The 14,361-nt window shown below is 38.7% G+C and carries 10 protein-coding genes; 4 read left to right on the forward strand and 6 right to left on the reverse strand.

Features of this window, described 5'->3' with window-relative positions; genetic code table 11:
• Positions 1-7: 7 nt before the first annotated feature.
• The 5 genes from EWE74_RS00915 to EWE74_RS00935 form a co-directional block, all read right to left on the reverse strand.
• Entirely contained in the window at positions 8-967 is a 960-nt protein-coding gene (locus tag EWE74_RS00915; protein WP_130139666.1) for a BT_3987 domain-containing protein, read from the reverse strand.
• Between the two features lie 38 nt (positions 968-1,005).
• Positions 1,006-2,685, reverse strand: a complete 1,680-nt coding sequence (locus EWE74_RS00920; protein WP_130139667.1) for a RagB/SusD family nutrient uptake outer membrane protein — start codon at positions 2,683-2,685, stop codon at positions 1,006-1,008.
• 4 nt (positions 2,686-2,689) lie between these two features.
• Positions 2,690-5,962, reverse strand: coding sequence for a SusC/RagA family TonB-linked outer membrane protein (locus EWE74_RS00925; RefSeq protein WP_165384609.1), 3,273 nt, complete (start codon positions 5,960-5,962; stop codon positions 2,690-2,692).
• Positions 5,963-6,180: 218 nt separating this feature from the next.
• Positions 6,181-7,422: a FecR family protein gene (locus EWE74_RS00930; protein WP_165384610.1), complete on the reverse strand. Its 1,242-nt coding sequence runs from the start codon at positions 7,420-7,422 to the stop codon at positions 6,181-6,183.
• A gap of 83 nt (positions 7,423-7,505) precedes the next feature.
• The gene (locus EWE74_RS00935; protein WP_130139670.1) at positions 7,506-8,126 is read right to left on the reverse strand and encodes an RNA polymerase sigma factor; all 621 of its coding nucleotides are present in this window, start codon (positions 8,124-8,126) and stop codon (positions 7,506-7,508) included.
• A 703-nt stretch (positions 8,127-8,829) separates the two neighbouring features.
• Here EWE74_RS00935 and hchA point away from each other — a divergent pair.
• Entirely contained in the window at positions 8,830-9,681 is an 852-nt protein-coding gene (hchA, locus tag EWE74_RS00940) for a glyoxalase III HchA (RefSeq protein ID WP_130139671.1), read from the forward strand.
• A gap of 131 nt (positions 9,682-9,812) precedes the next feature.
• Positions 9,813-10,472 (forward strand): hypothetical protein, encoded by a 660-nt coding sequence (locus EWE74_RS00945; protein ID WP_130139672.1) that lies wholly within the window; start codon positions 9,813-9,815, stop codon positions 10,470-10,472.
• A 47-nt stretch (positions 10,473-10,519) separates the two neighbouring features.
• Here EWE74_RS00945 and EWE74_RS00950 read toward each other — a convergent pair whose 3' ends face one another.
• Positions 10,520-11,788 carry an ATP-binding protein gene (locus EWE74_RS00950; protein ID WP_130139673.1) on the reverse strand — a complete coding sequence of 423 codons (1,269 nt, stop codon included), beginning with the start codon at positions 11,786-11,788 and terminating at the stop codon, positions 10,520-10,522.
• A 1,013-nt stretch (positions 11,789-12,801) separates the two neighbouring features.
• Here EWE74_RS00950 and EWE74_RS00955 point away from each other — a divergent pair.
• Positions 12,802-13,590 (forward strand): virulence RhuM family protein, encoded by a 789-nt coding sequence (locus tag EWE74_RS00955; RefSeq protein ID WP_130139674.1) that lies wholly within the window; start codon positions 12,802-12,804, stop codon positions 13,588-13,590.
• Entirely contained in the window at positions 13,580-14,314 is a 735-nt protein-coding gene (locus EWE74_RS00960; RefSeq protein ID WP_130139675.1) for a helix-turn-helix transcriptional regulator, read from the forward strand. Before EWE74_RS00955 ends, EWE74_RS00960 begins: the two co-directional genes overlap by 11 nt.
• The last annotated feature ends 47 nt before the right edge of the window (positions 14,315-14,361 follow it).

Below are 14,361 nucleotides of genomic sequence, written 5' to 3' on the forward strand. Positions count from 1 at the left end.
AACTTTCTTAAAATGCATTGATTTCCGCTATGTGTGTGGATGGATTAGGTCTGTGGTTTATCCCATCATCAAAAGTCGTTTCTACAATAATTTTTACATATCGTAAAGTAATCGCCTCAGCAAATATTATCTGTTGTTCCTCATCTGTGTTTTCTAATACCAATTGCTTTTCCATCTTCCATGTCTTATTATCTAGACTTGACAATAAGGATATATTTTTTGGATTGCCACCATTTAATATCCTATTGTTTCTGTTTAGAAATAAGAAACCGTGCACCAAATTATTTTCATTAAAATCAATTACGAGATAGTGTGGGGGTGCCGGCTGACCACCGTCCCATTTGGTATGCCAATAGGTAGTGTTTAAATTGTCAATAGCATGTTTGCCAAGGCCACCACCACTATTTCCCCAATTATTCTCCCCAGGTTCTTCGCTAGACGAATCGATAATTTTCCAAGAATCACGGCTAATCAGATCACGCACTACCTGGAAATGAAAATAGGAAGTTCGCAACTCTTGATTAATGACAAAGTCATTAGAGACTTCGTCAATACTAATCGGGAGTAAATACTCTTCGCCTAATTTAATATCATCAGAACTTTTTATCAGGAGGTCCAAAGCAGCGGAATTCACTTTTCCTTTTTCAATAGTTATCTTGTCATTTGGTATTGTAAAAGCAGTAGCTGGTAGCATTTTGTATTCCGTATAATTTTTCTTATTATAAGCAGACACTAGATCGCTGTCTATTTTAAACGATACTTGAGCGGTTTGATCCAAAGCCTCAGTTCCACCTACAGCGGCACCAAAAATAAGTCTCATTTGGCCTTTGTTTAACGATATGTCATAGGGGTTTAATCCCTTTATAGATTGTGGCATGTAAACCATTTTTCGATCTCCTAGATCTACATCTTTCTTACAAGAAAGCAGCGACAAAAATATGATCGTTAGAATTAGATAATTTTTCATTTTTTTTGTTTTTTGTAATACTTTAATTAATTCATTATCTACCACCCAGGGTTTTGTTCCAGTGCGGGATTCTTGTCGATCTCAAGTTGCGGTATCGGAAAAAAGTAATGTTTATTTTGGTTAAATACACGCACGTTCCAAATCGGATAAGTATACTTTCCATCTGCACTCACTGATATTTTACGGACGGGGCCCTGATCGACTACATGAGCAATTTTCCATCTTCTAACATCCCAGAAATACTGCCCTTCCAATACGAATTCGACTTTACGTTCGCGATATAATCGTTGCCGAAATTCAGATTGAGATAAGTTTGCCGGAAGATTTAGTAGGCCAGCGCGCTGTCGGATGGTGTTCACTGCGTCGTAACTAGACTGATCCGGACTACTCAATATTTCGTTTTTCGCCTCCGCATAATTCAGATATAATTCTGCCAATCTAAACAGTACAAACCTTCTGCTGGATAAGCCCGTGTTAGTAACGAGATTTCGTTCTTCAAGCATTCCCTTTCGCCAAAAATAATTTATACGAGGACGATCGGTGTAATAGTCCAATCCACCTGGTTTTACGTTTACCACCCGACCTTTCCATTGTGCACCATGATACAATATAGATTGATAAAAACGAGGATCTCGTCCAACAAATGGGTTATTTGAATCATAAGTTGAGGTGGGATTAACACGTTGCGTGCCGTCAGCATTGTAGCTTAATACCGGTAACTGACCCGTTGCGACCATTTCGTACGAATCAACCATTTCTTGAATCGGAGCTTCTCCGTACCATCCACCATATCCTAAGGATTCGGACCAGAAATCCCACCAGTAAGAATCTGATGCACGAGACCAGATGACCTCAGGGTTATTTAATTCTATGAAGATCCGTTCATAATTTTTCTTTCCGTTTTGACTCACTAACGAAAGTGTATGACCATTTGATTCACATAGAGATATAGCTTCCAGACTTGCAGCTGCGGCTTCTTCCCAACGTGATTTGATATTTTCTGGGTTGAAAAGTGGGCTTGCATAGTATAGCAAAACTCTTGATAATAGAGCTCTTGCAGTTAACCCGGAAAAACGGCCATAATCTGCACCACTAATTCTAGGTGGCAGGATTGAAATAGCACGATCTATATCTGATCGAATAAAGTCTACAACATTTTCTATGGGCGTTCTCGATATCAAGTAGTCTTCTGGTACGTTAGGATCTAATGGGCGGTCAATAAGAGGTACCGGCCCCCACATCTTGATCAACTGAAAGTAATAGAATGCGCGAAGTCCGTATGCCTCACCAAGCAACCTTTGTTTTCTGAAAGTATTATTTTGATTTCCAGCTTCTTCAGGAATTAATTCATGGTTTTTAATAAAAATGTTTATCCTACGAATAGCGTTATAGTACTGGCTCCATCGATTGTCCAGAGGGAAAGAGAGCGGATTCCAATTGCCATTGTTGAAATCAATCGACAACTTAGTGTGTTCGTTCCACATGTTTACTCCTTCACCGGTACCTGAGCCCAGGTTAAAATCACCTCCAGTACCTCCTTTGTTTAGTAAGTCAGGCAAATAGGAATATGCATTATTCAAAAATGCTTCCGCATTATCAATATTGGTAAAAACTTCATTTTCATCAATAAAATCACTGGGAGCACGTTCTAGAAAATCTTTTGTACAACCCGCTGTTAGAATTAGCAGAATTGAGGTAATATATATGTAGTATCTCATTGAATTATAGTTTAATGTTTACACCGAAATTAACAACTCTCTGGATCGGGTATGGTACATTCCAAGAACTTGTAGCTTCTGGATCACGATCTTTTATCCAAAGTTTATCCCAAACGATTAAATTTTGACCATTAACAAATACTCTTGCAGAAGTCACTTTAATACTCTTGAGCCAATCAGGGGCTATTTCGTATCCTATTTCAACATTTCTCAGTTTTAGATAATCGCTAGGATGAAGCCAAAGCGAAGAAAGCAAAGCATTGTTCTCTGATCTTCTAGGAGCCGGTAGTCGGGCTTCAAATTTATTTTCTGGAGTCCACCTTTGCAATTGAGCTGCATCTCGCGACGAGGGCACCATATCCGCAATACCTCCGTAAGCACCATTAAGCAATACGCTCATGTCGAATCTTTTATAAGAAGCACCTAACGATAGTCCTCCCATTAATCTTGGAATATTCTGAACCTGCATTGGAATTCTATCGTACGCATCGATTACACCATCGGAGTTCACATCCATATATTTGATATCGCCTGGTATCGTCTTGCTGTCAAAATTCTGTGTTGCACTATTCAATATCTCGTCTTCATCATTGAAGAAACCTAGAGCCTTATACCATAGCGTATATCCCACTTCATATCCGGTGAGGTTTTGATAGCCATACATTGGCGTTGGTTGATCATTCTGCAATACTTTATTCCGCGTGTAAGTGAACATTAGGTTCGAGAATATTCGGAGATCTTTCCATGATTTATTGAATCTTAATTCACCTTCAAGGCCTCGATTCAAAACGATGCCGGTGTTTCGAGGGGCTAGGTTTCCAATACCAACGTAGTCTGGCACGGTACCAGGTGCAGTAAGAATGTTTGTTCTATATTCTCTGAATACATCGAATGTAAGTTGTAGCATATCTTTTGGAAGTATTGACATCTCGAAACCTACATTAGATTTCTGCGATCTTTCCCATGTTACGAATTGATTGCCTACTCTATTTTCGTTATATCCGGGTCTAGTAGTTGGAGATTCACCAAATGAAAATCCTCCACCGGGCGCATAATCAGTTATGTAAAGCCAGCGATTTCCACCGATCTGATCGTTGCCGGCAATCCCATAAGAACCTCTCAACTTAAGATAGTTTATGTCGATGGATTCCATAAGGGGTTCGTCACTAACGATCCATCCTGCAGAGATACTCGGAAAAAAACCATACCGTCGATCTGGAGGAAAATTCTCTGAACCATTGAATCCAATATTTGTCTCTAGGAAGTAACGATTTTTAAGATTGTAAGTAATTCTACCACTCACACCTTGGTAGGCATAAGGCAGTTCATCATTATATACGCGTAAGGTTCTATTAGCTAGCACTTGGGCCACCAAAGTGTTGTCTCCCCAGTTTTTGTGGTAGTTGAGTCTAAAATCGAAATAGTTCGAGCGTTCGATAGTGCTAGACCCCGTTGTAGTTAGGCGAGTACCGACATTGGTTTGTTGATATATTGGCTGTCCTTGGGAGTCCAAGCCGCGATACCAAAACATGTCAAATTGCTGCAACCTGGACGTACCTTTGTAGTTGTTGTTTTCAAAACTGAAAAACATTTGAGCATCTAAACCTTTCGTAATAAAACCTAGATCATGTTTCGCGGAAATTGTTCCATACATAACATTGGTCACGTTGGTGTAATAGCCCCCTCTAGTTACACTCCCATAAGGATTTTGATAGAAAGGTATTTCTGCATTACTGGCAGCCCCAAGTGAACCGTTCGGGTTGAAGATGGGCAGCGCTATTGGAGACATATTCGTTAAATTTGAAAACAAGCTCTCGAATCCTGCTCCCGGACCAATTCTATTTTCCAATCTTCCAGCAAGATCGATTTGAATATTCAGTAAAGAAGTAGCCTCTATATCAATATTGGATCTAAAATTATAGCGATCAAATTTGCTTTTCAATCCATAATTCTCTTGAAATTCATCGTCATGTTTTAATAAGGTCCCTTGATTAATATAGCTTCCTGAGGCGAAGTAACGAATACGATTTGAACTTCCCGAAATATTAAGGTTATAATGACTTTGCGGAGATGAGCTTTTCAGAATCTCATCAAACCAATTCACATCTGGATACAAGTAAGGTTCAGAACCGTCGCTAATAGTTTGTAAAACTTCTTCACTAAATCGAGGAGATAGGTCACTATTGCTGTCCCATTCATTCCAATATTTGGCTATATCGTAAGCCCTCATATTATTGGGGAGGCGGTCTGGACTTTGTATAGCTTGTTGAGCGGTGAAGTCAATGACAGGTTTTTGATTACTCCCTCCACGTTTTGTCGTTACGACGATGACACCATTGGCTCCTTGGATACCATACAAAGCAGATGAACTGGCATCTTTTAAGATAGAAATTGATTCAACTTCATTTGGATCGATCTGACTGAAATTTCCTTGACCTCTGGGGAGCCCGTCTATAACCACTAGTGGAGCACGGTTGGCACCGTAGGTTCCAACCCCTCTGATGTATAACGCAGCCGCATCTTGTCCTGGAAGTCCTGAAGATTGGACCGAGATCAAACCAGGTAATCTTCCGGCAAGTGCATTGTTAAGATTGGCGACCGGACTTTGCTTTAGCTCTTTCGTCTCTATTGTAGCCATCGCTCCGGTGACTGATCTTTTCGTTTGCTTGAAATTCATTCCTACGACTACTACTTCATCGAGATTTCCGATGGTAGATACCAACGAAACGTTGATTTCTTTCCGATCTCCGATAACCGTTTCAACTGTTTCATAACCTATGTTTGATACTACTAGCGTTACATCTCGAGATAAATCAGTTGGTAGCTTTATTTCGAAATTGCCCGTGCGCGTTGAAGTCGTCGCTATAGACGTATTCTTTATCGTTATGGTTGCTCCGCTGATAGGGTTTCCAGATTGATCGGTTATTAAACCCTTTAGCATTCCATTTTGATTAACGGCGCTTTGTAAGTTTCGATGTTCTGTTTTGTCATTCTCGGAAATAGTGACTATTCCTTCATCTATTGACCATTGTAGCCCATGTTTTTCTACGATATGGTACATGGCATCTCGAAGGCTTAAATTTTTAAATTCGGCCGTCACCCTAGTTTCTGCGGCGGATTTCCCACGAATCATGAACGATATACCCTTTTCTTTTTTGATATTTTTCATGACCGATTGCAAAGTGACATCTCTTACGTTGATAGAAATTATCTGCGCTTTACTGGAAGCGACAACATGGAAAGAAAATAAAAAGGTTAGTAGAATAACTAATTTCATTATTATCAATAGCTGATGTGTAAAAAGCCGTAATAGACTCTTCAAATATTGGATGAATGTCATATATTTATATTGTTTGTATGATTAGCATTAGCACAGCAAAAATCTACTTGCTGTGTTTCGGTACAAGCAAATTAAACGGGCGATGTAGCAGCATCGTCCGTCTTATTTGTACCAGTATAAGTGTCGTATTGTCCGTTTTATGTTTTCATGATTTTTTAAGATTTAGTGCCTACTACGATTAGTTTATATCGGTTATTAGAATGTTGTAATTTTACGGTTAGACCGCTGTTTTCCAGAGCCTTTAAAACAGCGCTTAAAGGCTTGTTTCTATCTATCAAAGCATACAAACTGATATTCGGGACATTTGGTTTGTACACCACATCGATATCGTACCACCTTGACAGCGCATTTAGGGCTTCTCTTATTGATGTGTTTTCAAAATAGAAGACCCCATCTTTCCAAGCAGTATACGGTTCAGTATCTAGCGTTTTTGTTCTTATTCCCCAGGCGCCTAACTGTGCTTGTTGGCCAGGCTGCAAGTAAGTTTTGTCCCTGATCACTTTTACGGAGGTGGGAACTTCGTTGCCCATACTTATTTTTGAGACGGCAACGGAGCCCTCGACTAGTGTTGTTGCTTGGGTTTTATCCTCCTGATAGGCAGAGACATTAAATTGCGTACCGAATACTTCGACTCGCTGATCATCAGTATATACGGTAAACGAAATACGTTTACTTGTAGAATTTGACGATGGTTTACTTAGGAGAGGTTTTATATCAAAATAAGCCTCTCCTTCTAGATGAACGGAACGATGTTCTTCATCAAATCTAGCTGGATAGCGCAATGTTGAACCTGCGTTCAACCATACCATTGATCCGTCAGGTAGTTGCAATTTGTAAGTACCACCGTTCGGTGTACTCAGTATTAGGGTGTCATTCACAGAGATGCTTGGCATAGTTACAATTGGCTGATCGATGTCATCGTACATGATAGAGTTCTGTCCAACAATGATACTTGATCTCGAATCGTCCAACAAGATAGTCTCCCCATCAGCAAGCTTAAGTGTAGCACGATTGCCTCCCGGCTGAACATCTTCTTTTGAGATATCCACTACGCGAAATTCTGGCTGAACATCATCTGCCACGAATCTTGTTTGATAAAGCCAAGCAAATAGGCATAATAGTAAAATCGATACCGCAGCGTAAGAAATCCATTTTTTCAGGATGAATATTTTCTTTTGATTTCGACTTGATATTTTGATTCCGATCTTTTCGATAACGATCCTATCTTCTGGTGACAGGTCTGTCTCATCAGACGCGGTATCAATTGAATTTTCGATCAGCTTGCTCAGTTCGAGATCTCCATGCTCCGTTTCAAAAAAACGTAGCAGACGATTGGCCTCCTCAGGCGAACATTCTTGGTTTAAAAATTTTCGGTATATCTTTTCAAAATCTTCCATCACAGACATATTCTACAGCTGTTTTTGTATCCTATTCGTACAGCTGTCAAAAACTCTCTGCTCTTAATCTTTATTTTTTTTAATTATTCAAAAAAATTATTGGAGACGAATACTTCGACTATAGCAAAAAAGAAAATGGAAAGAAGCATGTTGCTGTGCTTTCCTTTTAGTTCGGACTTCAGGTAGCTCATAGCCTTAGCCATGTGATCCTTTACTGTGCTTGGACTAATGTTAAGCTCATCTGCCACATCTAAGTATTTTTTTCCTTCGAGCTTTATCATACAAAATATTTTTTTTCTCTGAGGGGGCAGTGCGTCAATAGCAACTTTGAGTGCAACATTTAGTTCGCTGTCTTCAGTTGGGAAAAAATCCTCGACGTAGAAGTTAGAGGCTATCTGAACCAACTGCTCTTTCATTTTTTTATCTCGGAGGGCTTTTCGGTAAAAGTCGACTACGATACTTTTAGTAGTCCGCAGGATGATCGCTTTAAATGGAACATTCGGATCGATCTTTACGCGGGCATGCCAAATCTTTAAGAATACATCTTGATGAATTTCTTCAACCCATTCGGGATTATGCAATAATCTTTTAATTCGGGCAAATACCGTTGGCGCATACGCGTTGTACAAAATATGAAATGCGCGATCATCGCCCTTGGTTAATTTTTCAACTAGTTTCTTCTCCTGTTCAACGGGTAGCTGCATTTTTTTAGTAACGTGTCGAATGTAAAGGTACAAAAACTGTTGAAAATTTATACAATGATGGTTACACCTTATAGGTATTTAGTTTTTAAATCTTGATTACAAGTCCCAAATGCTGTCATTCTGAAATATATATATATAAAATGTCTAAAACCATGAATTGTGTTGAATATTATTGAGCGGAGGGCGTATTGGCTGCACTCTTATTTTTCAAATAGTTTTGATAAGCCCCATTTTTTCTTTTCTGGTTTTTCGATTGCCCAAATTAGTTCAGATCCATGTCTTTTCACATTATCTATATTCGGTCCGAATTTCTCCCAAGCAAATCCTGTTTTATTCAGTTTTTTTCTTAAATCCGCAATGACGTAGTTTTCGGATAATTTTTCTGCAAATTCCCTTAGGCCATTCTAGGTAAAATCCCTTTACAAATTCATCTGCTGTCATCTGCGTAATGTCTCAATTATTGTTAGCCTGCTTTTTAGCGATTCGCTTTTTTCATATCATTAGCTGTCTGATCCACATGTTTATATATGTGTAGTCCAGTACCGACCGGAATAGGAAATAGGACTAATCTGCGTCTTCGCTACAGAGCATTATTGAAAAATTAAAAAAGAGTCACCGCTTTTTTGTGCGGTATATCCTTTTAAAAAAATGCAGTTGGGTACTAATTTTGTATGAATAATAAAAAAGATTAAACATCAACATTATGTCACAGGAATTAAGTAAAGAACCCGTTTTCGATGGTATCGGTTATGAACCATCGCCATTTTCTCGTTCACAATTTGTTGCCTCTAAAACAGATTATGATTTTGCAACGTATGAAAACGCCAACAAGGACAAGAATAAGAAAATCCTGGTAGTTTGTACAGAAGAGCGTTATATGACCATGAAAAACGGAAAGAAATTTTCTACCGGAAACCACCCTGTAGAGACCTTGGTGCCGATGTCGCACCTTGCAGCAGCCGGATTTGAAGCCGATATTTTCACACCAAAGGGAGCTCCCGTAGCTATAGAGATGTGGGCAATGCCATCGGAAGACGAAGCGGTGAAAGGCATTTATGAGCAATACAGAACGCAATTTGAAAACCCGAAAAGCTTAAAAGATTTTGTAGCTGGAGATATGCAATCCGACGTAGAATACGTTGCGGTATTTTTACCAGGCGGACACGGAGCAATGCTGGGATTACCAACCAATGATGATTTAAAAAAAGTGATCCATTGGTCAGTAGAAAATGATAAATATATGCTCGCTATTTGTCATGGACCGGCAGCTTTATTGGCGGCAGCTCACCATGAAGGCCCTGAAAGCTTCCCGTACAAAGGTTATCAGGTCAAATCGTTTCCTGATATCATCGACACGAAGACACCGGGTATTGGATATGTTCCCGGAGAGATGCCTTGGTTGTACGGTGAAAAATTAGAAGCCTTGGGAATTGAGATTTTAAACAACGATATTTCCGGAGCTTGCCATACCGACAGAAAACTTGTGACAGGCGATAGTCCGCTTGCTGCCAATAATTTTGGTAAAATGAGTGCCGAAGTTTTGCTGGGCCAATAATTTGGCTTGAATTTGTCAAAAATATGGGTTGATGTCCATGTAATACAAGAGTGCCGTATATGATAAGTTTGATGCGTTTATAAAACAATATTTTTTACGTAAGTTTGGAGTACTGATTTATATTTTTCACCATGATCCAAGCATTTTCACTGCGATATAAAAAATTATTTTTTCTTGTTGCCATTGCCTTTTTGTTTCTTGTTAGCTGCTCGAAGGAATCTTTGCATCCCGAAGTTGACGAAGACGAAACCATTCTTCCTCACGAATATGAGATAGAGAGTTTAACGTATCTCTTGGTGGACGATGATAAAATTGATACAGTGAAAATCAAAGGGGGCATAGAAGAGTTTACTAATCCCGGGAATACCCTCAAGGAAGTACATCACGTCGAAACGTTTGACGAGCTTGTCAAGACTTCCTATTTTGAGGTAAACCAGGAGGAGGACGAATTACCCTTAGATTTAAATATCACCGAATTTAAGGTTAATGTGCCTGCGGTATACTACGATGACGGAACATTTTCCTATTATCCTGAACCTTTTCCAATAAGTAGCAGCGAGAAACGGCAGCGCTACAAAGGTAATGGTACATTTGCCTTCGACCTAAAAGTACCTGCACGATCAAAACTAATATTCGCAAAATCTATTGAACGGCATGATATAATATGTTCATTTAAGCTGATCATTCGTAATAAAACTACCGGTGAAAAATATAATGTTGACGGAAAATGGCAGGGTGTACTTGGTTATTTCAACGAAAGCTTCTCGGTTGATGAGGAAAAGTTAAACTAATAGCAGCACTTCCTTATAATATGTTGGCTATGTGTAATGGAGCCTTCCTATTTCAATATCTTCCCGATCCTTTCCCTTTCTTTATCAGATAGGGGTATAGCCTGTTCTACGATAGGCAATATCTCCGCTTTGCGGTCAGTTTGCAGCAATAAGTCCAAGAATCCCATATACGTCCTGATCAGGTCAGCCTTTATGCCCACAAAGGCACGTGGATCAGCAATATAAAGTTCCTGAATCAGTTGCAGCAGTGTAACTTTACGCTGTTTATCCGCGTCCGAAGAGCTATATCGAGGTAAGAGATCCTTTTGAACGAGTTCCTGTAGTTTGATATCTACCGCCTGCTCACGGACATACTTCTTCTGCTTACGGTCCAGCATATCACGCAGTTCCTTCAATAGATTACGGTACACTACCATATGTTCCTTTTCACTGAATAGATTCCCCTCGGACGACAATGTCATATCTGATTGCTCAAAGCCATTAAAAAAAGCAGACTCCACATAAACCGAGTGATGAAAATCGATCGCATTATTGTTAAAACTACTTAGCAGTTTAGCTACCTCCATTTTATGGCTATCCATAAAATAATAATAGTAGCGGTCTCCGATAGGATATTTCCAGCGGATATAGTTTACCTTGAAGACAAACGAATTCTCCTCCGGGCTATACACCGTGAAAGATGTCTCGTCCGTTTCTTGAATAAGCTGTTGATAGGAGATAGGTTTACCATTTATCTTGATATTGTAGCCCATGTCCTTATTCAGATGTAAGAACCATCCAAATTCTTGCGCCAGAAAATCCAAAAACTCATCGCCGTCAAGAGTGAAAGCATTCAGGCCGAATACACCTTCCAGTACTACGGTAGTACCTGTGTGATCAATATCCGATGGTTGCGGCTCTGTGCTATCATATGTTTCTTTAGCCTCCCTGTCGATTATCAGCTTGTACTGCATCAACTCATTGCCGATAGCGACTACTGTATTCCAGGTAGCACGTGTGGCGAATAGCGAAAAGGAAAACCGACCTTTGCCCTTTTTACCCCGTGTGTATGATGTCCGTTTAACCTGTGTCTTTTTTAGCGAATCCAAAAAGTTACCAAAAGAATAGTCTAGCGTGTCAGGAGCTATGCCCTCGCCGTTATCGTTGATACGAATACGTTCAATATATCCCAGTTCATTACTACTGATATCGATAGATACAGAAGTAGCCTTCGCGTCAAACCCATTCCATACATATTCCGCAATGACCTGCTTTGCATCCTTCGGTAGACCTGCCGACTCTATACTCGCATTTGTTATCTTCGTACTCTTCTTCATAAATTATAAACCTTCCCTCAAATCTATAAAAAAACCTTTTATTAAATGTCTTTATTGCTAAAAAATATAGTATTTTATGGAGGGGATTATTTCTCGAATGCAATCATGAGTGTCGTGATCAACCAGCCAGGAGGGCTCAGTATATTTAATTTAAACTCCAAATATCTTTCTAGTTTCTTAGTCCTATGTCTCCTCTCCTTATGCGGTAAGATTACGGTTAATGGAATGTCTGTTGATATAGCTTTTTGATCTATCTGTAACGTAACTTTAATTTTCTCCATCACCAAGTCACATAGCTGTTGGTGAAGAATACGTACCTGGCATTACTCTGTCGTGGTAGTATTGTATTGTCCATTTACAAGTTTACAATAGGTATCATGATCAATTGTTTTTTCAAATGACAATCGGATTTTTAAATTATATTGTGATTTTTGTCCATCTTTTTCTACTAATCCCTCAGAAACAATTAATGGCTAGATGGATGATATTATAAAACAACAAAAGGAATTTACAAAAATCTTAGACGCACACCTTGGAATACTGGTAAAGATCTCTGCGGTTTATTACAAAGGGAATCGTTCTTTTGAAAGGTGAAATAGAATTTATCCTTCCGCTAGTGATTATCATTGCGGGTGTCTTATTATTTTCGCGATCCCGGCACAGGCTCATCCAAGATCAAATAAGGAAATTAAGAGAGGAGATGGAGGAATTAAACGAAAGTGAAAGATTAGAATAGGTGCGTATTACCTTGTAAGAGTTTTCGTCCAACAGACGATACAAGTTGTCTTCAGCCCATCTTCCGCCTCGGGAGCCCGATCTCGTGTTTCTGCTCGCTGCAAGCGTATGACAAAAAATGTCAATGGTTATTGTTTTCAGTACGAGCCGAGTCGACAGTTATTCTTGTTGCTATTTTTTTTAGTATAAAGGAATGGTATATTTGCGTCTATAATATATTAGCGTTCAACTGTAAAAGAGACCAATTGAAGCTCGCTTCAACCAAAGAATATAAAGCTATGAGTAAGATCTTAATGTATCAAACAAAAGATAATCGAACCCAGATTGAGGTGCAATTTGATAAAGATACTGTCTGGTTAAATCGGCAACAGATATCTTCGTTGTTTGATAGGGATATTAAAACCATTGGTAAGCATATAGGTAATGTATTTGCGGAAGTAGAATTAGAAACCGGTTCAGTTGTCGCAAAATTTGCGACAACTGCTTCAGATGGTAAAGTGTATCAAGTCGAACATTACAATTTAGACGTTATTATATCTGTAGGCTACCGAGTTAAATCCAAACAAGGTACCGCTTTCCGTCAGTGGGCAACCCAACGATTGAAAGAGTATCTAATTCAAGGTTACACTATCAATCAAAAACGTCTGGACGAGTTACAACAGACTGTGCAATTCATTGCCAAAAAGGCAAAAGATGTAGAAAATGTAGACGAGGCGAAGGGTATTATGGATATCATTTCACAGTATACCCAGAGCTTTGTGCTTTTGAACCAATTCGATAGCAATTCTATTGACCCGAAAAAGCTTAATGAAAATATTACTTACGAAATTAATTATGCTGAAGCAAAGATTGCCATTGCTGAACTTAAGAAACAGTTAATAGAGAAAAAAGAAGCAACAGCATTATTCGGCAATGAGAAAGATAACAGCTTTGAGGGAACATTGCAAAGTGTTGTGCAGACATTCGCTGGGCAATATTTGTATTCCAGTATAGAAGAACAAAGCATAAACATCTATAAACAGATTAGTGTTCACTGTAGAACCGTCAAAAAAATAAATGAAATATAAAAAGACAAACCCCCACAAAGACTTAAAACCCTTTATTCATTTCTATTGGGAGTTAAAAGGGAATAAACTTGAAAGCCAATGGGAACGTGTTTTTCCAGACGGCTGTGCAGGTGTATTGATGAATTTGGGAGATACTTGTTTAACAGATAATGGCTCACTTTCTTTGGAATTTGGAAAGACATATGTAGTTGGTGCAATGACTTCTTTTAAAGATAGCTTTATTGGTAGTAATACACATTTAATGGGTGTGTGCCTAAAACCTGCAACTTTTGCAAATTTCTATAATTATGCTTCTCAAAATGAATTGATGAACGATACCATTGAGTTTGAAAAATCCAATTCATTTAATGTCGATAAAATCCTTGACAACCCATTTGATTATCTCAACCAATTTTTTTCTGACAGAATAAAAATAAAAAACAATCCATTGCAATCGGTTATTCAGGATATTCATTCTACAGGCGGACTAATCAGCATTTACGAACTGTCAAAACGTAATTTTACAACTGTAAGACAATTAGAACGAAACTTTAAAAAGTTCGTTGGACTATCCCCAAAAGAATATTCAAATATCATTCGCTTTCAGAAAGCATTGAGTATTATCAAAAAATCAGATAAAAATCGAAGTTTTTTAGATATTGCTTTTGAATGTGGTTATTACGACCATTCACATCTTACCAATGAAATTAAACGAAATACAGGGCTTTCTCCATCACAACTTTAAATTGTCGCATTTTTCCAAAGTGCAGACTGCCGTCTGAAGCTAACTTT

The sequence above is a fragment of the Sphingobacterium corticibacterium genome (assembly GCF_004208525.1).
Taxonomy (GTDB): Bacteria; Bacteroidota; Bacteroidia; order Sphingobacteriales; family Sphingobacteriaceae; genus Sphingobacterium; species Sphingobacterium corticibacterium.